At 60.1% G+C, this 25766-nt stretch carries 23 protein-coding genes; 7 read left to right on the top strand and 16 right to left on the bottom strand.

Annotation, left to right across the window (positions count from 1 at the left end; translation table 11 throughout):
- Positions 1-227: 227 nt before the first annotated feature.
- The 3 genes from ACIX8_RS02085 to ACIX8_RS02075 form a co-directional block, all read right to left on the bottom strand.
- A complete protein-coding gene (locus ACIX8_RS02085) occupies positions 228-2972 on the bottom strand; it encodes a TonB-dependent receptor (RefSeq protein WP_014263662.1) in 2745 nt (914 codons plus the stop codon).
- 621 nt (positions 2973-3593) lie between these two features.
- On the bottom strand, positions 3594-3980 hold the full coding sequence (locus tag ACIX8_RS02080; RefSeq protein ID WP_014263661.1) for an RNA-binding S4 domain-containing protein: 387 nt from the start codon (positions 3978-3980) through the stop codon (positions 3594-3596).
- 40 nt (positions 3981-4020) lie between these two features.
- Positions 4021-4917: an SDR family oxidoreductase gene (locus tag ACIX8_RS02075; protein WP_014263660.1), complete on the bottom strand. Its 897-nt coding sequence runs from the start codon at positions 4915-4917 to the stop codon at positions 4021-4023.
- A gap of 563 nt (positions 4918-5480) precedes the next feature.
- Here ACIX8_RS02075 and ACIX8_RS02070 point away from each other — a divergent pair.
- A complete protein-coding gene (locus ACIX8_RS02070; protein ID WP_014263659.1) occupies positions 5481-5951 on the top strand; it encodes a YybH family protein in 471 nt (156 codons plus the stop codon).
- 28 nt (positions 5952-5979) lie between these two features.
- Positions 5980-6798, top strand: a complete 819-nt coding sequence (locus tag ACIX8_RS02065; RefSeq protein ID WP_014263658.1) for an ATP-binding cassette domain-containing protein — start codon at positions 5980-5982, stop codon at positions 6796-6798.
- Between the two features lie 335 nt (positions 6799-7133).
- On the opposite strand, the gene ACIX8_RS02060 is transcribed toward ACIX8_RS02065, so the two are convergent.
- The 3 genes from ACIX8_RS02060 to ACIX8_RS02050 all read right to left on the bottom strand — a co-directional run bounded on the left by ACIX8_RS02060 (position 7134) and on the right by ACIX8_RS02050 (position 9840).
- A complete protein-coding gene (locus ACIX8_RS02060) occupies positions 7134-7568 on the bottom strand; it encodes a DUF971 domain-containing protein (RefSeq protein ID WP_014263657.1) in 435 nt (144 codons plus the stop codon).
- An 80-nt stretch (positions 7569-7648) separates the two neighbouring features.
- Positions 7649-8428, bottom strand: coding sequence for a sulfite exporter TauE/SafE family protein (locus tag ACIX8_RS02055; protein WP_014263656.1), 780 nt, complete (start codon positions 8426-8428; stop codon positions 7649-7651).
- Positions 8429-8868: 440 nt separating this feature from the next.
- On the bottom strand, positions 8869-9840 hold the full coding sequence (locus tag ACIX8_RS02050) for an alpha/beta fold hydrolase (RefSeq protein WP_014263655.1): 972 nt from the start codon (positions 9838-9840) through the stop codon (positions 8869-8871).
- A gap of 142 nt (positions 9841-9982) precedes the next feature.
- Here ACIX8_RS02050 and ACIX8_RS02045 point away from each other — a divergent pair, with 142 nt between their 5' ends.
- On the top strand, positions 9983-10591 hold the full coding sequence (locus tag ACIX8_RS02045) for a CGNR zinc finger domain-containing protein (RefSeq protein WP_014263654.1): 609 nt from the start codon (positions 9983-9985) through the stop codon (positions 10589-10591).
- Between the two features lie 3 nt (positions 10592-10594).
- Here ACIX8_RS02045 and add read toward each other — a convergent pair whose 3' ends face one another.
- The 3 genes from add to ACIX8_RS02030 form a co-directional block, all read right to left on the bottom strand.
- Entirely contained in the window at positions 10595-11644 is a 1050-nt protein-coding gene (gene add / locus ACIX8_RS02040; RefSeq protein WP_014263653.1) for an adenosine deaminase, read from the bottom strand.
- Between the two features lie 372 nt (positions 11645-12016).
- Positions 12017-12703 carry a Bax inhibitor-1/YccA family protein gene (locus tag ACIX8_RS02035; RefSeq protein ID WP_014263652.1) on the bottom strand — a complete coding sequence of 229 codons (687 nt, stop codon included), beginning with the start codon at positions 12701-12703 and terminating at the stop codon, positions 12017-12019.
- A gap of 175 nt (positions 12704-12878) precedes the next feature.
- Complete coding sequence (locus ACIX8_RS02030) at positions 12879-13604, bottom strand: YqjF family protein (RefSeq protein WP_014263651.1); 726 nt, start codon at positions 13602-13604, stop codon at positions 12879-12881.
- A gap of 133 nt (positions 13605-13737) precedes the next feature.
- Between ACIX8_RS02030 and ACIX8_RS26075 the strand changes: the two genes are divergently transcribed.
- Together ACIX8_RS26075 and ACIX8_RS26070 are read left to right on the top strand one after the other, a co-directional pair.
- Positions 13738-14352 carry an NAD-dependent epimerase/dehydratase family protein gene (locus ACIX8_RS26075; RefSeq protein WP_223295451.1) on the top strand — a complete coding sequence of 205 codons (615 nt, stop codon included), beginning with the start codon at positions 13738-13740 and terminating at the stop codon, positions 14350-14352.
- Positions 14310-14801 (top strand): Rossmann-fold NAD(P)-binding domain-containing protein, encoded by a 492-nt coding sequence (locus ACIX8_RS26070; protein WP_223295450.1) that lies wholly within the window; start codon positions 14310-14312, stop codon positions 14799-14801. The genes ACIX8_RS26075 and ACIX8_RS26070 overlap by 43 nt, the downstream gene beginning before the upstream one ends.
- Before the next feature lie 62 nt (positions 14802-14863).
- Here ACIX8_RS26070 and ACIX8_RS02020 read toward each other — a convergent pair whose 3' ends face one another.
- The 3 genes from ACIX8_RS02020 to ACIX8_RS02015 all read right to left on the bottom strand — a co-directional run bounded on the left by ACIX8_RS02020 (position 14864) and on the right by ACIX8_RS02015 (position 19577).
- A complete protein-coding gene (locus ACIX8_RS02020) occupies positions 14864-16426 on the bottom strand; it encodes an amino acid permease (protein ID WP_014263650.1) in 1563 nt (520 codons plus the stop codon).
- Between the two features lie 120 nt (positions 16427-16546).
- The gene (locus ACIX8_RS25810) at positions 16547-16702 is read right to left on the bottom strand and encodes a hypothetical protein (protein ID WP_014263649.1); all 156 of its coding nucleotides are present in this window, start codon (positions 16700-16702) and stop codon (positions 16547-16549) included.
- Positions 16703-16775: 73 nt separating this feature from the next.
- On the bottom strand, positions 16776-19577 hold the full coding sequence (locus ACIX8_RS02015; RefSeq protein WP_044177622.1) for an ATP-dependent helicase: 2802 nt from the start codon (positions 19575-19577) through the stop codon (positions 16776-16778).
- 337 nt (positions 19578-19914) lie between these two features.
- Here ACIX8_RS02015 and ACIX8_RS02010 point away from each other — a divergent pair, with 337 nt between their 5' ends.
- Positions 19915-20253 carry a hypothetical protein gene (locus ACIX8_RS02010; protein WP_014263647.1) on the top strand — a complete coding sequence of 113 codons (339 nt, stop codon included), beginning with the start codon at positions 19915-19917 and terminating at the stop codon, positions 20251-20253.
- Between the two features lie 87 nt (positions 20254-20340).
- Here ACIX8_RS02010 and ACIX8_RS02005 read toward each other — a convergent pair whose 3' ends face one another.
- On the bottom strand, positions 20341-20997 hold the full coding sequence (locus ACIX8_RS02005; protein ID WP_014263646.1) for a ribonuclease T2 family protein: 657 nt from the start codon (positions 20995-20997) through the stop codon (positions 20341-20343).
- A gap of 71 nt (positions 20998-21068) precedes the next feature.
- Between ACIX8_RS02005 and ACIX8_RS02000 the strand changes: the two genes are divergently transcribed.
- Entirely contained in the window at positions 21069-21623 is a 555-nt protein-coding gene (locus ACIX8_RS02000; protein WP_014263645.1) for an LOG family protein, read from the top strand.
- 640 nt (positions 21624-22263) lie between these two features.
- On the opposite strand, the gene ACIX8_RS01990 is transcribed toward ACIX8_RS02000, so the two are convergent.
- The 3 genes from ACIX8_RS01990 to ACIX8_RS01980 form a co-directional block, all read right to left on the bottom strand.
- Positions 22264-23385 (bottom strand): VWA domain-containing protein, encoded by a 1122-nt coding sequence (locus tag ACIX8_RS01990; protein ID WP_150110456.1) that lies wholly within the window; start codon positions 23383-23385, stop codon positions 22264-22266.
- Positions 23386-23398: 13 nt separating this feature from the next.
- Positions 23399-24739 (bottom strand): RluA family pseudouridine synthase, encoded by a 1341-nt coding sequence (locus ACIX8_RS01985; RefSeq protein WP_014263642.1) that lies wholly within the window; start codon positions 24737-24739, stop codon positions 23399-23401.
- 181 nt (positions 24740-24920) lie between these two features.
- Positions 24921-25739 (bottom strand): prolipoprotein diacylglyceryl transferase family protein, encoded by an 819-nt coding sequence (locus tag ACIX8_RS01980; RefSeq protein ID WP_014263641.1) that lies wholly within the window; start codon positions 25737-25739, stop codon positions 24921-24923.
- Positions 25740-25766 lie beyond the last annotated feature (27 nt).

Here is a 25766-nt window from a genome sequence, read left to right as displayed (position 1 = left end):
CCGGCGTAGCACTTAGAGCATTTTCCCTGTTGCTGGGAATCCGGAAACGGGCGTGCAGCGGTGTTTTCATTGGGGAAAACATCCATAAAGATCGAGGCGCCGCTCTACACCTACAGGGAAAATGCTCTGGAACGTTTCTCCCATAGGTACAACGGCGCGCCCGATGCCCTGCATGAGATGAGACTCCATGCTGGACATCGGGTAAATTGCTCCAGGTTGATGTCTTCTCAGAAGGAGACCCGGGCCCCCAGTTCCAGGCGACGCGCAGCTTCTGCGGTAACGCCCTGGGCAAAGTTCGGAGAGGAGACGACTGTGCCGACGGCGGTCACGTTCGTATGGTTGATCAGGTTAGCGCTGCGAACATTGAGCGTGAGCGTGCGAGGGGTGTCCTTGCCTCTGTCGAGCGCAAACGCCCGGCTGAGATTGGCATCGATGTGCACGGTAGAGGGCATTGTGCCGAAGTTACGTGGAACATTGCCATTCACGGTATTCGTGCTGAGCAGACCGTAACGCGTGGCGAAGACACCGTTGCCGGGAGCCGTGGCGAATGAAGGACGATCGTTGAAGATACCGTCTCCGTTGGAGTCTGTCCCGGTGGTGATGTTAAAGGGGATGCCAGTCTGGGCGTCAATCTCTGTTGAGAACTGAACTTTGCGCGGCAGGTTCAGATTGCCGGTAAGAATGAGGTCATTCGTGTTCTGCCAGTCGGCTCTGGATGCCTCGCCAGCCTCGCTGTAGGTGGATTGCGGCGAGTCGAAAGAGTTGCCGGCATCCGACCTGGTTGTTTCATAAATCCAGGCCAGCGAGAAGTTGGCATATTTGTAACTCTGCTGGCTGAGACTCACTTGTAAAACATTGCCGGAAAGGTGAGCGGAGTTCTGGAACTGCAGGATATTGAGATTCGGTTGGAGGGGGCGCGGCGCAAGCAGTGCAGAGGTAGGATCGGGCGGAACACCATTGCTGCCGGCAACGAGCGGCGCATTGATATTCCGTATACGGAACCAATTCCATCCCACTCCCGCAAAAAAGCTGACCTCTGCGCTCCATCCATAGGGGAGCCCTTGTTCTCCCCCCAACTGATAGAGATAGACGCTGTTCTGCCCCAAGGCGTGGGGTAGGGAACGAATGGTGTTCACCTGCAGTGATCCCCCTGTCGGGGTCAACGGTGAGGTAAAGGACGGGGAGTAGACGAGTGCCTGATCCTGAAGGATGCCGTTGAGACGAAAGGCTTCCGTCGAAATCTTAAGTGGGGACGATTGACTAAAAAGACCGATCCGGGCGTGCAATACGGTCGAATCCTTCTTGCCAAATGCCCACGCAAGTCCCGCTCGCGGGCCGAAGTTGAGAGAGTTATCGGGCGAGGTCTGCAATTGATAACGGAGGCCAGTGGTAAAGGTCAGATGTGGCGTCAGTTTGATGACATCCTCGGCAAAGATTGAGACTTTCCACTGGGTAAAGGCGACCAATGGGTCTCCAGTCGTAATCTGGAACTCTGTCGGGGTACCGCCTGCAAGGTTTAGATTCGCGCGCCGATACTGTTCGAGCGCAGTAATGTTAGTGGTCTGCGGGAGCGGCTGGTTGTCGGCATCAAGCACCGGAGCGCTTCCGCCACCGAAGATGAATGCTCCGTTGAAGGTATCCGGGTCATTGTCGTGCACATAGTAGGCCAACGAGCGAACGCCGAACTTCATGGTGTGTTTGCCGTGGTCGTAGAACAGATCGTTATTAATCTCAAGATCGCGCTCGCGGTTGTTGAGGGCCTGCGCCGTGGAGCCGCCGCCGGTAAAAAAGCCGGCGACCTGAAGCTGCGGCGCGGTGGAGAGCGGCGTCTGTGCCGTATCTTTCCAGGAGTAACCCATGCGGGTCTGGTCCAGCAGATGCGGGCCAAGAACCAGGGTATTTGCAATACGCAGGTCAAACTCGCTCACATGGCTGTCGAAGCCGGCTTCCGCGAGAGTAAGACCGCCAACTCCCTGATTTCCCAGATTATTTACGTTCGCAGCGAAGGAGACGACAATCGACTCGCTTGGGGTTATCTGTGCGTCTGCTCGTGCCGAAGCGATCCATAGGCGCTGCGGTGCCTGTACCGCCTGCTGAAGGGCTTCCTGATTGTTGTTGGCATCGAGCGTGATGGCGTTTACGACGTTGAACTCATTGATGTCGCGTTTTTCCAAAGACAGATTGAAGCCGCTCTTCTTCTTGACAATGGGGCCACCGACGCTGAAGCCATAGCGACGCTTGCTCGCAGGGGTCGCGGTGAGCGAAAAAGGATCTGTGGCATTAAAACTGCCGTCGCTGTCGGTAAAGAACACGGAGCCATGCAGATCGCCTAGTCCCGGCTTGGTCGTGATCTCAATATGACCGCCATCGAAAGGTGGGAACTCGTACTGGGGCGAAAACAGGTCCGGGTCAAGATTGACAGATGCGATGGTGTCCTTTGGCGGCAAAGCACTGGCATTCTCGAAGCCATCGACCGTGATCGTCGCATTGGCTGCGCCGCCGCCGGCCGTTGCGGCTAGTGCCTGAAGCTCGCGAGTGAGATCATCCGGATCATCAGCAAGCTGCTCTACCTGTTTTGTATTTAATGTCTGGCTGCCCAGAACGGGAGCGTCCGTCCCCGAATCGGCAGCGATGCTTACGTCTGCATCAACCTGGGCGAGGGCAAGCTTGACGGTGACAGTAGCGCTCCCTGCTGCGGTGTTCTCGGCGTGTACTGACGAAGAGGCGAAGCCGCCCGCTTCTACGGTTAGATCGGTTGCGCTCGAAGAGACACATGGCAGTACAAAATAGCCTTTGGTATTGGTCTGAGTACTTGAACCATCGGTCGCTGTGATGTGCGCGCCCTCGATCAGCAGACCATCCGGATCCAGTACGGTACCTTCAACACGAAACCCTGCTGCGCATGATTCTCCGAATGTTGGGATAGAGCAGAAAAAAAGAATAACTATTGTTACGGCAACCCTAAAAGACATGTTCTGTTTACGAAGCCCTTCTTCAATTAGTGGGACAAAGCAGAGAGCTCAAGATGCTTCTATCCAGTTTTCGGAACGACGATGCCTGCGCGAATTCGCGCAGTGAAGTTATCCTCACGAGGCACGCCGCTGGCGAGAGACTATGTTTTATCCGCGAGCGACAACGTCACGCTCTAGAAAATCAGGCGGAGTCTCTCCGAATATTTGTCTAATGAGAAGACACGCAAAGCGTAAATTTATTCCACCATCGCCGACTTTGTCGGCCTGACTCTCGCGGGGGGAGCAAGGGTCTGAAAGTCAATGGCTTCAAGGTCTTTGAGGTCGCGGCGACCAACCTATCTCAGAATTGTCATCTTAACCGGAGGCGGCGTTCTTTGCCGCCGCAGTGGAGAGACCTGCAGTTTGCTCGTACGGGCGATATCGCCTCCATAGGCAAACTGCAGGTCTCTCCACTACGCATGACACAAAGCCGTCATGCATGCTTCGGTCGAGATGACAGAGTATGCAAAGGGCACAACATCTGACCTGAAAGACACCGATGTACAAAGATCTTGAAACGGCTGGGCCTAAGGCCAAGGCTCCGCCTGTCCTCCTCAATCTAAGGACATGTGAGGAAACGTATTAAAAGCCAATCACCCGACCGCGAAACTTACTAATCGTCCGTCGATCCTTCTTGTTCGGCCGCCCGGTCGGCAGCTCGAACTCCGCCATGGCCTTTCGCTCTTCCTCTGCCTTTGCTCGTGCCACCTTGCTGGCTTCCGTCTCGCGATAGAGGGCCTGCGCCGTCGCAGCCGGGCCGCGCACGGAACTCAGCCCAAGTACTTCGACTTCAAATAATCCGCCTTCGTTCTTCACACGCAGCAGATCGCCGACGCGCACGTCGCGCGCTGCCTTTGCCTGATGATCGTTCGAGGTGATGCGGCCCAGCTCGCAGCTTTGTGCAGCGAGGGCGCGGGTCTTGAAGAACCGCGCCGCCCACAGCCACTTGTCCATCCGTACGCTATCCATAGCTTCAATTCTCTACGGTTGCGAGATCGAAGTACAACCGTTATCCCACCTCGAGCCCACCAGTCGCGCCGTAGACCTCGCCGGTCACATAGCTTGACTCCTGGCTTGCCAGCAACACATACAACGGAGCCATCTCCACCGGTTGTCCCGGCCGCTTCATCGGCGTCTCCGAACCGAACGCCGGAATCTTCTTGTCCGGCTGTCCGCCGCTGGTCTGCAGGGGCGTCCATACCGGCCCCGGCGCCACGCAGTTCACGCGGATACCGTCTTCCGCTACCTGCCGCGCCAAGGCGCGTGTGAAGGCGAGAATCGCGGCCTTCGTCGGCGCGTAGTCCAGCAGGCTCGGGCTGGGGTGCGTGGCTTGAATCGAGGCTGTCGTGATGATCGAGCCACCCGGAGGCATCAAGGCCAACGCTTCCTGGCATATCCAGAACAGGGCAAAGACATTCACGCGATAGGTCTCTTCGAGCTGCTTCGTCGTCACGTCGGCGATCTTGTCCACTGCATGCTGCTTGCCCGCGACACATGCCAGCACATCGAGGCCACCCAGCTTCCTGTGCGCCTCCTTCACCAGCTTGCGTGCGAACTTCTCGTTGCTGATGTCGCCCGGAAACGCAAAGGCCTTGCGGCCTTCGGCTTCGATCAGCGCGATGACTTCCTTCGCGTCGCTCTCTTCGCTCGGCAGGTAGTTGATTGCGACGTCCGCACCCTCGCGCGCAAAGGCGATCGCCGCCGCGCGGCCGATGCCGCTGTCTCCGCCTGTTACGAGGGCCTTGCGATTGGGCAGCCGTGCGCTGCCGCGATAGCTCGTCTCGCCGTGGTCGGGCTTCGGCGTCATCTTCGCGGCGAGCCCGGGAACACGCTGGGGCTGATGCTTGAACTTGGGCAAAGGATATTGCTTCGTCGGGTCTTGCAGCGTGTAGAGATCTTTGGCCATACATCCTCCAGCACCCGCCTTGCGGGTCTGCAAGTTTGAGATGCAGGCTTTGGGCCAGAGAATGTCTGAGGACTTGGAGTTAAGGCCGGGTTTAGAGTGAAATCAAGCTCGCTGCACCCGTGGCTTTTGTTTTATGTATCCCCACAAAATCGTCATCCTGAGCGTAGAGTCCCAGCTTTTGGGGACGCGGAGTCGAAGGACCCCGAGGGTTGACCTCTTGCCTAGACTCTTTGGAGTTTTTCTACCTCAAGCACTTGAGCCTGGACGCTTGAGGTAGAAAAGCTCCCAGCACTATGGGTGAGATCAAGTCCTTCGGGGTCCTTCGACTCCGCACCTCGCAAAAAACGCGAGGCGCTACGCTCAGGATGACGTTCCTGTGGGGGCATAAAGTATGGGATTCGTGTCTGTCCCGTAAAGGCTGGACCTATCTCAGAAACAACGGCAAAAGAGTGATCGTCGCGTCATCAGACATTACCGAATAGACAGGTATCTCTGCGAGGATCGCGAAACAGGAACAGCCGGCAGGTTCTACAATTTCATCACTTCATTTACAGGAGCCCGTTATGCGTTTGCTTCGTCTTCTTTCCCTGCCTCTTGCACTTTACCTGCTCGTTCTGCCTCTTCGTGCACAGACGGCCTCTTCGCACGAAGACGCTGCCATCATCGCGGTGCTGCAGAAATCTGCCGCCGACTGGAATCGCGGAGACCTGGACTCCTTTGCCACAAGCTACAAGAACTCGCCGGATATTCTGTTCATCGGCCGCACCGTACGCCGCGGCTATGCGCAGATGCTTGAGGCTTATCGCACGGGCTATTCCACACGCGAGAAGATGGGCACGCTCACCTTCTCCAATCTTGAAGTGCAGCCACTGGATGAGCATTTCGCAACGGCTACAGGGCACTTTCACCTGGAGCGGAGCGCTGCCGTCGGTAATGCGAACGGCTATTTCATGGTCGTCATGGAGAAGACTCCGGCGGGCTGGAAGATCGTGCGCGACGATTCGACGAGCACCGATGCCGCCCCCTCGAAGTAGCTGACCTCGTATCATCATTCAGGACGGCATGAGTCTTCAGTCAAACGATCTCCACGAAGCCGAACCTCTTATCGAGGCCCGGGACCTCATCAAGGACTACGGCAGCGCACGCGTCGTCGACCACGTGTCTCTGCAGATCTTTCGCGGGGAGACGCTGGGCCTCGTCGGCGAATCGGGCTCCGGCAAGAGCACCGTCGCGCGCATGCTGCTGCGGCTGATCGAACCCAGCGCCGGGGAGATCCTCTACAACGCGACAGAGGCCGACGGACAGCAGCGCACGCTCGACCTGATGCGCATCCCTCCGCGCGAGATGCGCCGCCTGCGCCGCAGGCTCGCCATCGTCTTCCAGGACCCCTACGCGGCGCTCGATCCGCGCATGACGGTACAGCAGACGCTGGCTGAGCCGTTCGCCATCCATGGAGAGCGGCCTCCGCAGGGACTGGAGGCGCGACTCGACGAGTTGTTGAGTGAAGTAGGCCTCGACCGCTCCGCGCTGCGGCGCTATCCCCACGAGTTCTCCGGCGGGCAGCGGCAGCGCATCAATATCGCCCGTGCCCTGGCTCTGCGGCCCGATCTGCTGGTGCTCGACGAGCCGGTGAGTGCGCTTGATGTCTCGGTGGGTGCGCAGGTCATCAACCTGCTGCGGGATTTGCAGCAGCGTTATGGGCTGACGTGTTTGTTTATCTCGCACTCGATGCCGCTGGTGCGGTATCTCTGTCATCGCGTCGCGGTGATGCAGCGTGGACGTCTGGTCGAGACAGGGACGTGGAGCGAGGTTTGCGAGACGCCGCGTGAGGCTTATACGCAGCAGTTGCTGGCGGCGACACCGGAGCTGCCGGTGGCTTGAAGTGTTTTATCTTGATCTCGCCATAGAGACGTCATCCTGAGCGTAGTGTCCCGGCCTTTGGGGACGCGGAGTCGAAGGACCCCGAGAGTTGCAATCTTGCCGATGTCCTTCGCCGCTTTTCCACCTCAAGCGCTCGAGCCTGGGCCTTTGTGGTGGAGAAGGTCCGGAGATCATGGGTGAGATCAGGCCCCTCGGGGTCCTTCGACTGCGCACCTCGCAAAAAACGCGAGGCGCTTCGCTCAGGATGACGATTCTGTGGGGAGTTGAACAAGGACATATGCGATATTGCGGAATTCGCAGATCCAATTCGAACGCTCTCAGAGCTTCTGCGCCTCTTAGAGCTTCTGCGACTGCTTCCGGGCCTCGACATCGCACACGTTCCTCAGATAATCCCACGAGTACAACCCGGCCTCGTGGCCATCGTTCCACTTGAAGCGCAGCGCGTACTTGCCCACCGGCGTTACATCGACGGGCCGCGGCGGAGCTTCGAACATCGGCAGCAACGACGCGGGTTTCGGCTTCGCGATGCCGGGAGCGCGATCGGCGGCGTTGCGCTCTTCATGACAGGTTGCGCAGGGGCAGGCCGCGCGCAGCCACGCGAAGTTCCACGAACTCGTGTGGCCATCGCGCCACTCGATCGTCATCCCCGTGCCGCCGCTCTTGTCCACACGCACCTTCGCGGGAGAGATCGCATCTCCCGTCAGCTTCGGTGTGGCTTCTTCTCTCATTGCTTCTTCCGCACTAACGATACGGATTCCTTCATGACTCATACAAATATCCTCATCCCTAAGGGCAAAATCCCTATCGCGGCGCTTCTCCGGGCTGGGCCGGACCAGTTTCGTTGTCCTTTTTATGCCTGTTTCCAGAAAAAATAAGCCGCAATCGTGCATCCGGTCACGACGATCACCGCTCGCAACACGTTGGGATTGGTGCGTTTGGCCCAACGCGCTCCGACGTAGCCGCCAGCCGCCGCGAAGACCATCGAGATAACGCAATAGTGCCACACCACGGCGCCCTTCAAGATAAACGTAACGATCGCCACCAGGTTGGACAGCAGTGCCGCGACCACCTTCATCGCGTTCAGTTCATGCATGTTCTCCACGCCAAAGAGCGCAAGAACCGTCATCGCCAGAAAGCCGCCGCCCGCGCCGAAGTAGCCGATGTAAAAGCACACCGGAAACAACGCAGCGGCCAGACCGAGCTTAGGGATCGGGCGTTGCTCATGAGGATGCGCTGCGCGCGACCGCAGCCGGCGCGAGATGGGCCCGCTGATGCCGAAGAGCACCGTTCCGCCCAGCAGCAACCATGGAACCAGTCTGAAGAAGGTGCTCTGCGGCGTGTTCAGCAGCACTTCAGCGCCCGCTACTCCACCGATGAGACAGGTCAGCGCGACCGTCGGCAACAGGTCCCGACGGACATCATCTCGCAGTGCTGCGACCGAGGTAAGCTGTCCCGGCCAGAGGGCGACGGTATTCGTCGCATTGGCCTGTACCGGAGCAACCCCCACGCCCAGCATCGCGGGAAAAGAAACGAACGAACCCCCGCCGGCCATCGCATTCATTACACCGGCGATTGTGGATGCGACTACCAGCCAGATGTAGTGAAGATGAGGGATGTGCGCGAGCGTCATTCTCTGTTTATTGTATGCGCGCGAGATGGCTGGAGGAGTTGGACGCAGAGCGCGAGACCAATGTTGGAGGCGCGCTCTGCGTCATTCCCTCAGCGGCTAGACAGGCTGCGGAAGAGTTCGTATTTGATGTTTAGGGCCAAGAGCCCGTCTCATACCAGCCTGGGGTGGAGCGAACCCGAGCCGGCATGCGACAGCGTGGTGGCTCAGGAAGCGTAGCCCCAGGTCAGGTGCAGTAGAAGAAGTTGAGGGCTGTAAGCCCGACCTATCTCCTGTGCAGAATCCTATGAATCGGGCTTACAGCCCTCTGCTTTCTTGTTGGCTCCTCACCTGGGGCTACGCTTGCAGCGAGCTAGAAACGCTCGCTGCTGCACTTCACCCCAGGCTGGTATGAAACGGGCCTTTGGCCCTAAAGATCAGGACTCTCTTGTTCAGCGTCTTCGTCAGCCTACGCTGGTCTTGGCGAGAAGCTGCCGCATGGCTTCGGCGATCTCTTCCACATGCGTCTCCAGCGCAAAGTGTCCCGTATCCAGAAGCTGGACCGTTGCGTTGGGGTTGTCGCGGCGGAAGGCCTCTGCCCCTGGGGGAATGAAGAACAGATCGTTCTTGCCCCAGATCGCCAGCAGCGGCGGCTTCGACTTCCGGAAGTACTCCTGGAATGCCGGGTAGAGCTTCACGTTGTTGGCATAGTCGAGGAACAGGTCGAGTTGGATCTCCATGTTGCCCGGCCGTGCGATCATCGCCGCGTCCAGCGTGTAGCCCTCTGGAGCGATCCTCTCGGGGTGCGGCACGCCATCGACGTACTGCGAACGCAAGCCCTCCGGGCTCAGGGCTCCGCGAAGCACCTCGCGGTTCGCGGCTGTCGGCTCTCTCCAGTAGCGCTGGATGGGCGCCCAGGCGTCGCCGAGGCCCTCCTCATACGCATTGCCGTTCTGCGACACGATGGCCGTTACCCGTTCCGGGTGCGCCATCGCCAGGCGGAACCCCGTGGGTGCTCCATAGTCAAAGACATACAGCGCATAGTGCTTCAGGTTCAGAGCCTCAGTGAAGGCCAATATCGTCTTCGCCAGAGCGTCGAACGTGTACTTGTACTGCCGTCCCTCAGGGACCTCTGTAAATCCAAATCCCGGCAAGTCGGGCGCGATCACGCGGTACTTGTCGGCAAGGCGGGGAATCAGCTCGCGGTACTGAAATGACGAGGTCGGAAAGCCATGCAGCAGCAGAACCACCGGCGCGTCCGGAGCACCGGCCTCACGGTAGAACACCGTAACCCCATCCGCTTCGACCCGGCGAATCGACGTCACCGGAACAAGTGCCTTCGTCTTTGCCACCGACGGTTTTTCCGCAGCAGCAGAAGCTGCACCTGCCGCAGCCACCAGGCTGCCGCCCTGTACGACAAAGTCTCTACGTGTCATTTCATTCTCTCCTTGGTACTCGAGTGCTCGCCGGATCAAGACACCACCTATCCCGCACTTCAATGGTTACACCCTGCATTGGTAACCTGTCAATATGATATTTAGGGGTTACAATAAATAAAGCGAAGAGGAGGCCGCCAGAATGTCGGAGAAAGTAACCGTTTTGCACGAAGGAACAGGATTGCAAGACCTGCCCAACAAGTTCACCGAGCATCCCGCGATTCAGATGCTCAACACTGTCTCGGCTGTCGATGGGGAGCTGGTGGACGCTCTGCAGAGTGATGGCGACGTACGGCAGTGGCTGGCCCAGGCGGGCTGGCCTGTCGAAAAGGAGCTCTCCGGCCTCAAACCCGCTTCCCTGCTCCACGGCGCGCGTACGCTGCGTGAAGCGATCCGCACGCTGATCGAGAGGCGCAAGGCGGAGAAGCGCCTGGAACTGTCCACGCTCAACGAGTTTCTCTCGGAGGCGCGAAGCCATCTTGAACTCATCCCGGAGAAGACTGGCCTACGCCTGGTGCGGCGCTGGAAGCAGCGCAGCGCCGAGGAAGTTCTCGCGCCCCTCGCCGAAGCGGCGGCGGAGTTTCTTACCACCGCCAACTTTGAGCTGGTCCGGCGCTGTGAAAACGAGGAGTGTGTTCTCTGGTTCTACGATCAGACGAAGTCGCATCGGCGCAGATGGTGCAGCATGGCTACCTGCGGCAATCGCCACAAGGTAGCCGCCTTTAGAAGGCGCCGGCAAAATGCGGAATAGCGGCTACCAGCCGTAGCGTTCGATCTCGCCGAGCAGCGCGAGCTTGCGCTCCGGCTTGAGGAAGCTGGCCTCGATGGAGTTGGCCGCGACCTCGCGAAGCTGGTCCAGCGTGAACTCGAACTGGGTGTGGGAGAGCAGGTACTCGTCGAGCAGGTTGGCTCCGAAGAACGGCGGGTCGTCGGAGTTGAGCGTAACCATCAGGCCTTCGTCGAAGTAGCGGCGCACGGGATGCTCCGGCAGGGCCGGGCAGCAGCCGGTGCGGAGATTGCTCGTGATGTTGAGTTCGAGCGGAATCTGCCGCTGGGCCAGCACTTCGATGAGGTCAGGGTCCTGCTCCGCCGTGAGGGCGTGGCCGATGCGTTCGGCTCCTATATTCAAAGCTGCCCAGATGCTCTGCGGGCCGGTCGATTCGCCCGCGTGGCAGGTCAGGTGCAGGCCTGCGTCCTTGGCCTCGGCATAGAGCTCGCGGAACTCTTGAGCGGGCCCACGAGCCTCATCTCCGCCGATACCAATGCCGACCACGCTGGGATACTGATGCTGCAGTTCAGCGGCCTTGCGGAAGACTCGTTCGCACTCCTCGATGCCGAAGTGGCGCACAGCGTCGATGATCCACAGCAGCGAGACGCCGAAGTCCTTTTCGCCGCGCACGCGGCCGCGCTCGATGGCAGCCATCACCTCGTCCACATCCAGCCGCGCGAAGTGGTAGAGAATGCCGATGGAGATATAAGCCTCGGCGTGACGCACGCCCTGCGCGGCGAGATCGCGCAGCATGGCATAGGTGATGGTCTCGTAGTCGGCGGGCGTGTGCAGCCGCTCGGTGACTGCCTTGAAGCTCATCAGGAAGCTGGGGAAGTCGGCGTAGCTGTAGACCTGTTTCGCCGCTTCGAGAGACAGGGGTGCGGCATCGTTGGTGCGCGAGAGCTCTACGAGGGTCTCAGGGGTGATCGACCCTTCGAGGTGCAGATGCAGCTCGGCTTTGGGGAGACCACGAAGCCAGGTGAGCGGATCGAGTTGAGTCGGCGAATCTTGCGCAGAGTTGGTGCGGCGTGCCATTCAAGTAGTGTAGTCAACTCTCGTGCGCATCACATGAGGAACGGTTCGGTAGGTTAGAACAAACCAAGGTAGAGGCCCTAGATGTTCTTGTTCAGACCCTTCCCCGAATCGTCATCCTGAGCGTAGCGTCCCGGCCTTTGGGGATGCGGAGTCGAAGGACCCCGAGGGTTGCAATCTCACCCATGATGCCGAGACCTTTTCCAACACGAAGGTCCGGGCTCGAACGCTTGAGGTCGAAAAGGTGCCAAAGGCATGGGCGACATGACACCCCTCGGGGTCCTTCGACTGCGTAGCTCGCAAAGTGCGCGAGCTACTTCGCTCAGGATGACGATTCTATGGCGGGATAAAAACAACGTGAGACAGTCAGCCGGCTCAACTCCAGCGGTTATCGCGCCGTCCGCCGCCGTTGCCAAAGATCTGCAACAGGAAGATGAAGATGTTGAGCGCGTCGAGATAGATGCTAAGAGCGAGCATCACCGGCGTGGTGCCTGCGGGGCTGTCGCGGAGCCGCATGAAATCCACCAGCAGCAGGACGCTGAAGATCACCAGGCCCAGCCAGGCATAGACACCGGGGCTAATGAAGTGCAGAAACGCCGAGAGGAAGCCAATGATGACCAGCCCGATCAGGGCTGCGAAGGCAAACGAGGCGAGCTTGCGGTAGTCGAAGCGGGCGATCTGCGCGATCATGGCCATGACCGCCATGCCCATCGCGGTGGTCAGCGCGGCTTCGAAGACGATGGTCTGGCCGCCGGCCATATGCAGATAGGCCTTGAGCAGCGGGCCGATCTCAACACCCATCAGCACGGTGAAGAGGTAGAAGAGCGCCAGACCCAGCCCCGTGGAGCGGCGCGTGGCGGCCCTGATTCCGAAGATCAGGCCGAAGTTGATCAGAACGACCGCGAAGAAGCCCGCGCCGGGCAGAACGTCGGGAGCGATGTAGGCTCCGAAGGCGGTAAAAAGAAATCCGGCAGTCGTGATCCAAAGCACCTTGCTGAGAAGGCTTGCGGTAGTGCGGCTGTCGAGGATGCGAATGCCCTGTGAGGCGTCGATGGTTCTCATGATGACAATCTTAAACCTCCACAGGATTAGACGCTGGGAAAGCGCTGGGGTCGCATTGGGGGTGGTGAGCGAGGATTCCCTCGGCGGCTAAAGCCGCTTTAGAGGTTGTCCCAACGGCGGGGCTGAAGCCACGCCCTTTCAAGGCAAAAGCTGCGCGCTTACGAAATAGCTACAGCTAGGCGATGCTTTCGCCACTCCCCGACAGCACGCTCACCGGGGAGCCTTCGGCCAGCAGCACGCTGGCCGGTTTCTGGCCATTGAGCGCCTCGAAGGCCTCGCCGTAGAGCGCACCAAAATCGACGTCAAGGGTATGGCGGAGAATGGGATAGGTCTCCCAGCGTGGATGCTGGACCTCGTAGGCCGACGTGCTGCCATTCCCGCGACGGGTATAGCCCCAGTAGTGCTCGGTGATGAACTCCTCTTCGCTTCCAGCGGCGATAGGCTGGGCGGCAAACGAAGCTTCAACCCCAAGGCTGTGCCACCTGTCGCGGTGCTTCCAGGAGTACTGCACATCGAGCGATTGCGGGCTCTTCACGATGCTGGAGAGCGTCGGCAGGGTTACATAGGGCTCTTCGTAGAAGGTGTTGGCGACGAACGTAATCGCCGCTCGGGGTACGAACTCGCGGATGAAGACGACGCCACGCCTGCGTGTGCCGTCCGGCGCGGTGTGCGCGACGTAGAAGCGCAGGTTCACCTCTTCGAAACGGGTGTGGAAAGGAATCGGCAGGCCCTTGAGGCGAACGCGGTCGAAGAGGAAGCCGACGAGCGAGACGTAACACCGTCCCTGGAAGAGATCGAGCTCCAGACCGCGTGGAAGCCACGGCGCGAGCATCTCCGGTGCGACGTCGTACTGCGCCATGATGAGCTTGCGCCACTCGGCTGTGAGGAAGGTTTTCGGCATTCTCCTCTGTTGGACGCAGTTATAGGCTGTCGCGAACTTCGAGGCCGCCCTTCCTGATGCTTCCAGCCCGGTCGAGCATCTATAAAGGGAGTGCTTGCGGAGCAAACGGAAGTGCTCGCGAGCAGGAGGATTAATGCAGAAGCGGACGGCTTTGGTGGTGGGATCGACAGGGGTGGTAGGACAGAACCTGGCGAAGAGATTGATCGGTAACGGCTGGGAGGTCCTTGGGCTCTCTCGCGGAGCACAGGTGGTAGACGGCGTGCGCGGACTTGCGGCCGACCTTCGCGACGCCGAAGCCGTGCGCAAGGCCCTGCAGGGTGTAGATGTTACGGACGTCTTCATCAGCGCGTGGGTGCGCCACGATACCGAAGCCGAGAATGTGCGGGTCAACGGCGGAATCGTCGAGAACGTCTTCGCCGGACTGGAAGGTGCGAAGAGCCTGCAGCACGCAGCCCTGGTGACCGGGACGAAGCAGTACCTGGGACCGTTCGAGTCCTATGGGCAGACGGCTGCGGAGACTCCGTTCCGCGAGGACACGCCGCGCCTGCCGGGGCTGAACTTCTACTACACCCAGGAAGATGTGATGTATGCCGCGGCAGAGCGCAGAGGCTTCGGGTGGAGTGTGCATCGGCCGCATACGATCGTCGGCTTTGCGGTGGGCAATGCGATGAACATGGGATCGACGCTCGCGGTGTACGCGACGCTGTGCCGCGAGAGTGGCGAGAAGTTCATCTTCCCGGCTCGGTAGAGCAGTGGAACGCGCTGACCGATATGACCGATGCGCGCCTGCTGGCAGAGCACCTGGAGTGGGCGGCAACGACTCCGGCGGCGCGGAATGAAGCGTTCAATGTCGTCAACGGCGATGTGTTCCGCTGGCGCTGGCTGTGGCCGCAGTTGGCCGCTTACTTTGGAATCGAGGCTGGTGGACCACCCGAAGGCGGCGCTCCGCTCGAAGGAAAGATGTCCGGCGCGGCCGAGACGTGGAAGGCCATTGCCGCGAAGTATGGGCTGGTGGAGAGCAATGTCAACCGGCTGGCCTCATGGTGGCACACGGATGGCGACCTGGGACGGAAGATCGAGTGCGTCAACGATATGAGCAAGAGCCGGAAGCTCGGGTTCCTGGCGCACCAGGACACGCCGAAGTCGTTCTTCGATCTGTTTGAGCGGTTGAAGGCCGAGCAGTTGATTCCGGCGTGATGTAATCACCCAAACCTTGTCATCTCGACCGAAGGTCGAGATGACAAGGTTTGGGTGGTTTATTAGCCCTTGTAGAACTCACTGCGCTTGCGGCTGTAGAAGAAGTAAACCACCAGCCCAATCACAAGCCAGATAAAGAAGCGTTCCCAGGTCCGAACAGGCAGTCCCGCCATCAGCAGCACGCAGAAGATCACGCTCAGCACAGGAAATACCGGGCCGCCGGGGACGCGGAAGCCGCGACGGCGTTCAGGCTGTTTGTGGCGCAGCACCAGCACTCCAATCGATACGAGCACAAACGCGAACAGTGTGCCGATGTTCGAGAGCTCGGCCAGCGTGCCCACATCGAACAACCCTGCAGGGATCGCGACGAGGATGCCCGCGAACCACGTCGCAAAGGCCGGAGTACGAAACTTGGGATGCAGTCTTGAGAAGATGTCCGGCAGCAGCCTGTCACGCGACATCGCAAACCACACGCGCGCCTGGCCAAGCTGGAAGACCAGGATCGAGCTGACCATGCCGATGATCGCGCCCAGCAAGACAATGAGGCGTGTCCAGTGCAGCAGGGGGCTGCCGGTCTGGAGCGTCAGCCGCTTGAGCGCGTTAACCACCGGCGCGGCATCGCCGATGACAGTCTGCCACGGCACAATGCCCGTCAACACCAGAGCCACGCCAATGTAGAGGATCGTGCAGACGATCAGCGTCGCGATGATACCGATCGGCACATCGCGCTGCGGATTGCAGCACTCTTCGCTGGCTGTCGAGACGGAGTCAAAGCCGATGTACGTGAAGAAGATGATGCTTCCGCCCGCGAGCACGCCACTCCAGCCGTTCGGCGAGAAGGGGACGTAGTTTGCAGGATGGATGAAGTGCAGTCCCACGAAGATGAACACGAGGATCGCGACCATCTTCACCAGCACCATGATGTTGTTGGTGCGGGCCGATTCGCGGATGCCGCGCACCAGGATCATCGTCAGCAGGATGACGATGAGGAACGCCGGAATGTTGAAGCCGAAGTGCCAGCCGGGCGCGTAGATGTCCTTGCCCGCGAGGTCCTGCAAGCCCAGCGGAAGATACGCAGGCGAGAGCCATTTGGGGCTCAGTCGAAAGCCCAGCCAGTCGAGCAGGTCGACAAAGTGCGCGGCAAAGCCCACCGATACGCTCATGTTCGAGAAGGCGTATTCGAGGATCAGGTCCCAGCCGATGATCCAGGCGATCAGCTCGCCGAGCGTCGCGTAGGTATAGGTGTAGGCCGAACCGGCGATGGGGATCATGCTCGCCAGTTCGGCATAGCAGAGGCCGGTGAAGCAACAGACGATCGCCACCAGGACCAGCGAAAGCGCTAGCGCCGGGCCTGCGCCGGGGCGTCCGGCGATGTGCCCGTGGTGCAGAAGCAGATCGATGACCGGAGATTCTTTCCAGTTGGCCAGCGCGGCGGGATTGCCGCCGATGGCCGTGCCGATGACCGTGAAGATGCCTGAGCCGATGACCGCGCCGACCCCCAGCGCCGTAAGCGAGATGGGGCCAAGCGTCTTCTTGAGCGCGCTCCCAGGGAGCTCCGACTCGCGAATCAGCTTGTCGATGGACTTCGTGGCGAAGATTTGGCGGGCCAGGTGCTCGTTCCTCATCGGCAGGAAATTATGAACGTAGGGTGATTTTATGCGCAACCGGACAGGTGCGCGGAATTTCCGCAAGAGAAACGGCGGGCAGAGCCGAAGCTCCGTCCGCCGTGATTGATTTCTGTGCCGTTAGCGCTTGGAGGCGCCGCGTGCTGCCTTCTTGACCTTGGCCTTGTTCTCGCCGCGTGCTCCGGTACGTGGGGCCTTGGGAGCGGCTTTCTTGCGAGCGGTGCGCTTTACGGCCTTGCGCTCTTCTTTATTGGTGATGGACTTGGTGTTTGCCATGAATTGTCTTCTTCTCTCTGAACTTTCTGGAATCTTTGCCGGCGCGGGCGCTCGAGACAGGAGGTCCTGCTTTTTACAATCGCTCGAGCTGGGCGAACTTCTCGACCAGCTTTTTCATACCGTGGCTACTAAATTGTACTGTAAGCTTGGCATCTTCCCCATCGCCTTCGCGGGCAAAGATGACACCCTCCCCATACTTGGGGTGGCGCACACGGGCTCCTTTGCCCATTCCGGTGCGTCCAGCGGGGGCATCGGACCCGGGTTTGGGCCGTAATCCGAACTGCAATCCGCTCGGTTTAAAGCCCGCTCCACCCTTGCCGAAGAAGGCTGCGGTGTTGTCCAGCGGGCCGCTGCCGGTGCCTCGTTTTGCGCCGCCAAAGCGTTCGGAGGCATAGGACTTCGCAGACGAACCACCGCGGCCGCCTGATTGGTCTTCATCCTCGTAGCTATAGTGCTGCTCGCCGCCAAAATCGTCGTCCCCTGCCCCAAAGCGTTTGCCGCGTTGAGGATAGGGCGTTGCATAGGCTCCACCGTAGGCCGCCGGAGAGAGGTCTTCGACCAGCTTCGAGGGCACTTCTTCGAGGAAGCGCGACGGCATTGAGGCTTCCGGCGAGTCGTTGCCGTAGCGGCGGCGATAGCGTGCCCGCGTCATGACCAGCGTGTCCATCGCGCGGGTCATGCCCACGTAGCAGAGCCGGCGCTCCTCTTCCATCTGCGTCGGGTCGACGACCGAACGCGAGTGCGGGAAGAGCCCCTCCTCCATGCCGGTGAGAAAGACCAGCGGAAACTCCAGGCCCTTGGCCGCATGCAGCGTCATCAGGGTCACGCGAGCCTCGGCGGAGTACTGGTCGGCGTCCGAGACCAGCGCGGCGTGGTCCAGGAACTCGGCCAGGGTCTCGCCACGCGACGTTGCATCCTGCGCGGCGTTGGCGAGTTCCTTCAGGTTCTCGATGCGCGAGAAGCTCTCGGGCGTGGCTTCGTCTTCGAGGGCGCGGATGTAGCCCGAGCGCTCGTTGAGGAACTTGATGAGCTCGGGCAGCGTGGCCGGATCGCCAAGCTTGCGGAAGGGCGCGGGTGCGTCCTCCGCCTGCGGGGCTTCGGCGTTCTGCTGACGCAGGCGTTCCTTGATCGTGTCGCTCGCAGAGAGCTTGAGCGGAACGGGAGCAAACGGATTGAAGTCGGCAGCGTTCTCCGGGGCGACCGTGCTGATCTCTTCGCTGGGACCAAAGTCGAAGTCGAAGTTGAAGCTTGTATCGAAGCTGGTGTTCGCGTCGTTGGCTGCGATAGTGGACGGCGTTCCCTCCTCGGTGGCAAAGCCAAAGTCGAAGTTGGTGTCGCTGTCGGCAGAGGCTGTTGCGGCTGGATCGAAGCTTGTGTCTCCGTCCTCCAGTTGTGTGTCCTCCGTCGCGAGCTCTGAGCCTGCAGCATCCGCGGTAAGGGCTGCAGCAAAGTCCGGGCCAAGCATCGCCCTGGCGTCTTCGATCAGCTTGCGAAAGCTGTTGAGCGCTGTCAGCGCTCGTGCCGGCAAAAGCTTCTCCTCGGAGGCTCGCGCGATGGCATCCCAGCTGCTCATGCCCACCGTCAGCGCCATGCGCTCGAGCGTGTCCATCGTGGTCTTGCCGATGCCGCGCGGCGGTGAGTTCACGACGCGGCCGAGAGCTACTGAGTCATGCGGATTCTGCACCAGCTTCAGGTAGCTGAGGATGTCCTTTACTTCAGAGCGGTCGTAGAAGCTGAAGCCTCCGACCATGTGGTACTGAATCTGATAGCGGCGCAACGCCTCTTCCACCAGTCGCGACTGCGAGTTGGTGCGATACAGCACCGCACAGCGAGGCTCCTCTTCGCTCGCGCCGGCTTCTTTGAGGTACTTCTTGATGCGGTCGGCGATGAATAGCGCTTCGTTCTCGCCGTCCGGGGCCTCGTAGTAGCCGATCATCGAGCCGCCCTCGCGGGCCGTCCAGAGATTCTTGCCCTTGCGCTGCGTGTTCTGCGCGACGACCGCGCTTGCACCTTCGAGAATCACCTGGGTGGAGCGGTAGTTCTGCTCCAACCGGATGGTGCGGACGTCAGGAAAATCTTTTTCGAACTCGAGGATGTTGCGAATGTCCGCGCCACGCCACGAGTAGATCGACTGGTCTTCATCACCGACGACGCACACGTTGCCGTGGCGGCCGAGCAGCTTCATCAACTCATACTGTGGGCGGTTGGTGTCCTGGTATTCGTCGATCAGCAGGTACTTGTACTTGCGGTTGTAGCGCTCGCGCACCTCGCTAGACGACTTGAGCAGACGCACGGTCTCAAGCAGCAGATCGTCGAAGTCGAGCGCGTTGGCCTTGGCGAGTTCCTTCTTGTAGATCTCGAAGATATGCGCAATCTTCTCCTCCATCGGATTGGTGGAGGCCAGGAAGTACTCCTGCGGGTCGATCATGTGGTTCTTGGCCCAGGAGATGCGGCCCAGCGCCACGCGCGGCTTCAAGGCCTTGTCATCGATGCCCAGGCGTTTGAGCGCCTGCTTCACCACGGCCTGTTGATCGTTCTCGTCGTAGATGGCGAAGGAACGTGTGAGGCCAACGTTGCCCACGCGCAGTGCTTCGATATCGCGGCGCAGTACGCGCACGCAGAAGCTGTGGAACGTTGCGAGGGTCGGTGAGGCAAGCGTGGAGTGGCCGAGGATCTTCTCGACGCGCTCGGCCATCTCTTTGGCGGCCTTGTTGGTGAAGGTGACGGCAAGAATGCTGTCGGGCGCGGCTCCGCGCTCCTTGATTAAGTAGGCAATGCGGTGAGTGATAACCCTCGTCTTACCCGAACCTGCGCCTGCGAGCAGCAGTACGGGCCCATCAACCGAGGTGATCCCTTCGCGCTGTTGCGGATTCATATTGGCGAGAAGATCGGACACAATCTCTATTTTATCTGGCTGGGGTTTTGAGTTTTGCAGGGGTGGGGTTGTCGCTCGAATTAGACCCTCTATTGAATCGTTCGTTAGAGGCACCCTTGAGGAATTCACTGGGCCGCAATATTTCATTTCGCCCAGAAGTGGAATATCTTCCGTTGCCAAACGTTATTTGTTAGGGAGAAGGGACAGCATCGCAAAAGATGATCTTTTATCTGAAAAAACCGGAACCATTCCTGGAACCGCTGCGTACTGACCTTTGCGACCGGTTCCCTGAACAAGAGAATACGGTCCAATCTCAAAGTGTTTTCAAGGAGCAGTTATGAATCGTCGTTCTGTATTTGGAGTTATGTTGATGGCAGCCTCGCTGGTATCCGCGCAGGCTGTGTATGCCGCACCCACCGCAATCCACACGCCTGTAAACGCGATCTTCGCGAAGGTCAAGCTCGTAAAGTTCACGCTGCGCAACGATACCGCTGCCCCCCTGAAGCTGAAGGCCGGCGACAGCGAGATGACCCTGATGCCCGGTAAGCCGCTGGATGTAAAGCTTGCAGAAGGTCAGCAGATCGTTGCCGTTGAAGCCTCGTCCAGCTACGCTGCCGGTGCCGTGATCACGACCGTCTCGGACCAGTTGAACGGCACCACACTCGCACTTCGCTAGACTGAACCTGCAATACCGTTGCATCCTGTTGATGCAAGAGCGTGCGCCATTTGGGCGCCGCTCTTCGAGGGGCCGGGAGCGTATTTCCTATTGCGCTGCAGTTCCCGGTGGCGTGATCTTGACTGAGTTCGCATGGCAGGTGCGAAGCCCCTGGCACACAATCGGCTTCAGGTCTTTGCTGAAGCAGGCTTCGATAGCCGTCAGATGATTACGCCCACAGCTTAATAGAATGCTGCCTTGCGGATACGCGGGGTTGGCGCGATAAAACAAACCAAGAATCTTGTCGGGCGTCATGCTGATCTCTTGATCGACATGGACAAACTCGGCCGGAATCTTCAACGAGTGATAGGCTTCGCGTTCCATCGCGAAGAAACGCTGCGGGCCAACGGCGGAGCAGGTGCCGTGCTTGGCCCACTCATGATCGAGCAGCGAGGGGTCGGGCGTAAGGTCGAGATTCTCTGACGGCTTTGCGGGTCCGTGCTCTTCGCTGCAGAAGACAGGATAGCTGCCGTCATTGTTCTGCGCCCACAGTCCGTGCAGAATGAAGCCGGGCTTCGCCGCGCACTGCGGAGAGACGCCCTGTATCGAGCAGAACTCCGGCGACCACGAGAGGTTCATGAGATAGAAGTCGAACTTGCCCGGCTCGCCTTTGTTCTGCGCTGCGGCGCTGGTTGCGGCCAGCAGAGCGGCGAAGGAGAACAGCATCACGACACAAGACGAAAAACGAGAGAAGCAGGTACGCATCGTCTGACTCCAGTCTCGCCGCAGGGCGAGAAAGCCATGATACTCGACTGCAAAAACGGTATTCTGTCTCGATGACGGAGTCTGTTGCGAAGAAAAGTATTGCGGTATTCTGTGCGGCGGCTGAAGGCGCGCGGCCTGAGTATCGTGCGGTTGCGGAAGAACTGGGTCGAGCACTGGCAGCGCACAACCTGGGGCTGATCTATGGCGGAGCCAAGGTCGGCCTGATGGGCGCGGTCGCCGACGCCACGCTGGCTGCGGGAGGCCACGTGATTGGCGTAATCCCGCATGTGCTGGTCGATCTCGAGGTGGCACACGAGGGCATCTCGGAGCTGCACGTCGTCGACACCATGCACACCCGCAAGGCGCTCATGGGCGAAAAGGCGAGTGCCTTCCTCGTGATGCCCGGCGGCTTCGGCACGTTTGAAGAGCTGTTCGAGGTGCTTGCCTGGCAGACGCTGAAACTGCACGAGAAGCCTATCGTCCTGCTGAACGTCGCGGGATTCTATGACACGATGCTGCAGTTTCTCGATGTGTGCGAGCGGGAAGGCATGCTGCGGGGGAATCTCAAGAGATTGCTGGTGGCGACGACAGTGGATGAGGCGCTGGCGCTGACGGGGCTTGTCTAGGCGCGAAGTCAAGACAGATGTCCTAACCTGTTTTGTTCTTCTTGTTGTCATTCCCGTAGGGAATCTGCTTTCTGTCGGCGCAGGACCGATATTTTGCGAGGCAACCTAGGGTGTGTCGTCAAATTGCCGTTCGAGATAAAGATTGAGCCATGTGAATAGCTTGCGGCAGCTTGTTTCGTTAAGGGCATCATGCCGTAAAGTTTGGGCAGAAAAGCCTACTGCTCTGCCGAAGGCTGAAGTGGAGGCGCAGCCGGAACGACTGAATTGCTTTCATTTGTGCGGCCAGGACTGTGCAAGGCTCACAGGGATGTATCCGTAGCGAGGGATGACTGGTTTCGCCACAACCAAAGAAGGCAATTCAGTCGTTGCGCCCTGCGGGCTTCACTCCCGCCTTCGGCAGAGTGGTATGGCCTTTGGCCTGTTATTTACGGCATGGCTGAAGCCATGCCCTTAACGAAACAATGCCGCCGCAAGCTGTTTGCACCCACGAAGAAGTGCCAGGTACGAGCAAACAGCAGATTCCCTGCAGGAATGACAACAAGAAAAACAACAACACGAAAAATAACGGCAAAGAAAAGCAACAGCAAAACGAAAAGGCTGAGCCCCTTTGGGACTCAGCCTTTTCGCAGGTGCCGCTGCACTACTCGTGCGGAGAGAAGTACCCCTTCTTCGCGCGGACGCCGTAACGCGGGTCGAGCGAATGCAGGTAGATGGTGCGGAACGAACCGTCGCGTTTGAAGTCCGCCGGCTCATAGACCAGCAGATACTGGCTGCGCAGCTCTTCTTCAATATTGCGGAAGCCGATCGCTACATCGTCGATGCGCTGGGGATAGAACGACTGCCCGCCGGTAGCGTCGGAGATCTGCTGCAGCACATCGTCGCCCTTGTCCCTGCTGGGGCCGACGTTGGTGCTGATGGTGTAAACGATCGTCTCCGCACGCTGGCACATCTTGATTGCTTCGGTCTCGAGCACGCGGCTGTAATCGTCATCGCCGTCCGACACCAGCACGATCGCCTTGCGCACTTCGGCGTCCTGCTGCAGCGTCAGCATCTGGTCCTTGCAGGTCCGGTAGAGCGAATCGAAGAGTGCCGTACCGCCGCCTGGCCGGAGCCGGCGGATGCCGGTGTCCAGCATGTCGATGCGGTTGGTGAAGTCCTGCGCAATGTTGATCTGCACATCGAAGCCTTCGACGAAGGCGCGATCAGCCGGATGCAGCACCTGCAACAGGAAGTCGGTCGCAGCCTGCTGCTCGAACTCAAAGCGCTGCCGGATCGAGCTGCTGGTGTCGAGCATGATGCCGACGCGCAGAGGAAGGTTCGTCTGCTGCGCGAAGCGAAGCACGTGCTGCGGCGGTCTGCCATCGTCGAGCAGACCAAAGTTCTGCTGCTGCAGGTTGGAGACGAAGTGGCCGTCCTTGCCCATCACGGTGAAGATCAGATCGACTTCGTTGACGCTCCTGTGAAGGGTAAACGTGGTGCCATCCTGGGCATCCTGATCGGAGCGCGGCTGCAGGGTCGGCGTGGAGCTCTGCGGGGCAGCCGTGGAGCCTGTCGGGCTTGTGGGGCTTGTGGAATTTGGCTGTGTGGGCGATGCAGACTGCGGGGTCGTGGCAGGCGTGGTCGCCGGCTGTTGAGGAGCCGTGGAAGGTGTGACGGGGGGAGCCGCGGGCTGCGGGGTGGTCGTCTGTGAGATTGCGGCCTGCGGGCCTGTGACGCACGCCAGGGCAAGAAGGACCCAGCGAGCTCTGCTGCTTATGTTCATGCCAACCATCGTATCAACTCGCGCCTCTAACCCGCTCTAATACCTGCACCAGTTCCTCGGGAAGTGCTGCATCGAGGGCCAGCTTCTCCCCCGTGCGAGGGTGGACGAACTCCAGTTCGGCGGCGTGCAGGAAGTTACGCTCCAGGGCGAATCCCTCGACTTCGGCCTGCGGGCCGCCAATCGGGTTGATCCGGTGCGGCGCTCCGTAAAGGAAATCGCCGACTACCGGGTGCCCGATCGCCTGCATATGAACGCGAATCTGGTGGGTGCGGCCGGTTTCGATGCGCACCTCGACCAAGCTGAACTTGCCGTACGGTCCGGAGATCTTCTCCAGCACGCGCCAGTGCGAGACCGCGCTGCGGCCGCCCGAGCGGCGTGTGGTCATGCGAATGCGGCGGACGAGATCACGGCTGATCGGCAACTGGATCGTGCCCGAGTCCTGCGCTCCGGTGGCGGGTGCGATCCATCCATGCACCAGCGCCAGGTACACCTTGCGCAGCCGCCGCTCGCTGAACATCTCGCTCAGCTTGCGGTGCGTCGAATCGTTCTTGGCGACGACGATCAACCCGCTGGTCTGCTTGTCCAGGCGATGCACGATGCCCGGCCGCAGATCTCCGCTGACCTGAGACAGCGACTTGCCCATGTGGAACAGCAGCGCATTGACCAGCGTTCCGCGATTGCGCTCGGAATCACCCGCTCCCGCATGAACCATCATGCCCGCGGCCTTATCGACCACGGCCAGATCGTCGTCTTCATAGACGATGGTCAGCGGAATATCTTCCGGCTGGGCGTGCAGCGGCTCGGGACGCGGCTCGCCTTCGATCTCGATCATCTCGCCGCCCTTGAGCTTCTGCTTGCCCTTGCCGGGATTGCCATCGACGGTCACCTGGCCTTTTTCAATCAGCAGCACCACGCGGGCGCGGCTGATGTCGGGAATGGCCTTTGCCAGATAGGCGTCGAGGCGCATCTCCTTCGCCGCAGGCTCGACCGTGAAGCTGCGTACGCCGTCTTCAGCCTCCAGGTCGTCGAGCACCTGGATCTCGGGAGCCTCGTCCTCGAATACATAGGGTGCGGGATAGCGCCGGGGGGATTGCTCCTCCTGCGGATGCTTGCCCCCGCTCGGGCCGCTTGTCACCAGCCCGGGCACGTTGGCAAAGGGAGAAGTGTGCAGGGGGGCCGAACTGGGCGCGTTGAACTCCGCCGTGTCGTACGTTGCGGGCGCGGCCTCCTCGTCGAGCTCACCGGCGGCGCGCAGGGCGGCTTCGCGCTCCTGGGCCAGGGTGCGTTGTGCGCGGTACTCGTGTTTTACAGTGCGACGTCTCTGCCCCTTGGGCAGCATGTTCTTCGATGGCATGGAGGCCAACTCCTTCTGTTGAGTCCCCTATTCCAAGTGTGCTTCTAACCAAGCCACAGGATGTTTCAGGGCCAACGGCCCGGCTCATACAGCCTGGGGTGACGCTCCAGGGAGAATGGCCGGGAAGATCTGTAAGGGCTAAAAGCCCGACTCATCGATTGTTTCATCGATATCGGGGCCTTCAGCCTTCGGACGTCGTGACGATCCGTGATTCAGTAGCTAGAACGAACTTCTCCTGCGATGCAGGAGATCTCAGTGTGAAGATCATTGCGCCTACGACTATTGCGCCCAGCGCAATCCACTGTCCCGGATCGAGCCAACCGTCGCCAAGGCTTTCCACCGGCTGGGTCAGCATATCGAGTAAAAACGCGATAGCCCCGCCCACCAGCAATCCGATACCAGCAACTTCACCCGCGTAACGCCTGCGTGCGAGCACTCTCAGCAGCACTACGCACAACACCAGCGCTATGGCCATGGCATAAAGCTGCACCGGATGCACGTGCCCCAGCACGGTATCGCCCGGCGTGATGACGCCCCAGGGCAGCCGTGTCGGCATTCCGGCTTCCGTGCCTTCGACGAAGTGTCCCAGGCTGAGCACCGCCGCCAGCAGCGCGGCGCAGGGAGCCCAGGCGTCCAGCACATCGCCTAGCGGCAGACGCTTCCAGCGCAGATAGCCCAACATCAGCAGTCCGGTCAGCGCCATGCCGCCATAGGTCAGCGAAGGCAGCGCCAACACCAGCAGCGGATACTTCAGGAACGCATGCGGGTCCATCGCCACCAGCAGCGCCCGCGAGGCGATAAACGCCGCGACGATCCCGAAGAGGCCCGCGTCCCACAGCTTTTCCGCAGGAATTCCTACCTGACGAGCCGTGCGCTGGCTCAGGGCCAGGGCCGCGACCAGCCCTGCCGCGGCAAAGAGGCCGTAGACCGGCAGGTGCAGCCGCCCGAGACGCAGAAATCCCGGCACGAGCATCGCCGTCGCATGGAACAGAAAATTCATCACTCTTGAGGATACGCGTCTACAACG

It is taken from the genome of Granulicella mallensis MP5ACTX8 (assembly GCF_000178955.2).
Lineage (GTDB): Bacteria > Acidobacteriota > Terriglobia > Terriglobales > Acidobacteriaceae > Granulicella > Granulicella mallensis.
The sequence above is the reverse complement of the archived record's forward strand: the minus strand, read 5'-3'. Positions and strand labels throughout refer to the sequence as shown.

Coding starts and splice junctions, on each gene's coding strand:
- ACIX8_RS02085 (WP_014263662.1), bottom strand. CDS start 2,972: ATGTCTTTTAGGGTTGCCGTAACAATAGTTATTCTTTTTTTCTGCTCT.
- ACIX8_RS02080 (WP_014263661.1), bottom strand. CDS start 3,980: ATGGATAGCGTACGGATGGACAAGTGGCTGTGGGCGGCGCGGTTCTTC.
- ACIX8_RS02075 (WP_014263660.1), bottom strand. CDS start 4,917: ATGGCCAAAGATCTCTACACGCTGCAAGACCCGACGAAGCAATATCCT.
- ACIX8_RS02070 (WP_014263659.1), top strand. CDS start 5,481: ATGCGTTTGCTTCGTCTTCTTTCCCTGCCTCTTGCACTTTACCTGCTC.
- ACIX8_RS02065 (WP_014263658.1), top strand. CDS start 5,980: ATGAGTCTTCAGTCAAACGATCTCCACGAAGCCGAACCTCTTATCGAG.
- ACIX8_RS02060 (WP_014263657.1), bottom strand. CDS start 7,568: ATGAGTCATGAAGGAATCCGTATCGTTAGTGCGGAAGAAGCAATGAGA.
- ACIX8_RS02055 (WP_014263656.1), bottom strand. CDS start 8,428: ATGACGCTCGCGCACATCCCTCATCTTCACTACATCTGGCTGGTAGTC.
- ACIX8_RS02050 (WP_014263655.1), bottom strand. CDS start 9,840: ATGACACGTAGAGACTTTGTCGTACAGGGCGGCAGCCTGGTGGCTGCG.
- ACIX8_RS02045 (WP_014263654.1), top strand. CDS start 9,983: ATGTCGGAGAAAGTAACCGTTTTGCACGAAGGAACAGGATTGCAAGAC.
- add (WP_014263653.1), bottom strand. CDS start 11,644: ATGGCACGCCGCACCAACTCTGCGCAAGATTCGCCGACTCAACTCGAT.
- ACIX8_RS02035 (WP_014263652.1), bottom strand. CDS start 12,703: ATGAGAACCATCGACGCCTCACAGGGCATTCGCATCCTCGACAGCCGC.
- ACIX8_RS02030 (WP_014263651.1), bottom strand. CDS start 13,604: ATGCCGAAAACCTTCCTCACAGCCGAGTGGCGCAAGCTCATCATGGCG.
- ACIX8_RS26075 (WP_223295451.1), top strand. CDS start 13,738: ATGCAGAAGCGGACGGCTTTGGTGGTGGGATCGACAGGGGTGGTAGGA.
- ACIX8_RS02020 (WP_014263650.1), bottom strand. CDS start 16,426: ATGAGGAACGAGCACCTGGCCCGCCAAATCTTCGCCACGAAGTCCATC.
- ACIX8_RS25810 (WP_014263649.1), bottom strand. CDS start 16,702: ATGGCAAACACCAAGTCCATCACCAATAAAGAAGAGCGCAAGGCCGTA.
- ACIX8_RS02015 (WP_044177622.1), bottom strand. CDS start 19,577: ATGAATCCGCAACAGCGCGAAGGGATCACCTCGGTTGATGGGCCCGTA.
- ACIX8_RS02010 (WP_014263647.1), top strand. CDS start 19,915: ATGAATCGTCGTTCTGTATTTGGAGTTATGTTGATGGCAGCCTCGCTG.
- ACIX8_RS02005 (WP_014263646.1), bottom strand. CDS start 20,997: ATGCGTACCTGCTTCTCTCGTTTTTCGTCTTGTGTCGTGATGCTGTTC.
- ACIX8_RS02000 (WP_014263645.1), top strand. CDS start 21,069: ATGACGGAGTCTGTTGCGAAGAAAAGTATTGCGGTATTCTGTGCGGCG.
- ACIX8_RS01990 (WP_150110456.1), bottom strand. CDS start 23,385: ATGAACATAAGCAGCAGAGCTCGCTGGGTCCTTCTTGCCCTGGCGTGC.
- ACIX8_RS01985 (WP_014263642.1), bottom strand. CDS start 24,739: ATGCCATCGAAGAACATGCTGCCCAAGGGGCAGAGACGTCGCACTGTA.
- ACIX8_RS01980 (WP_014263641.1), bottom strand. CDS start 25,739: ATGAATTTTCTGTTCCATGCGACGGCGATGCTCGTGCCGGGATTTCTG.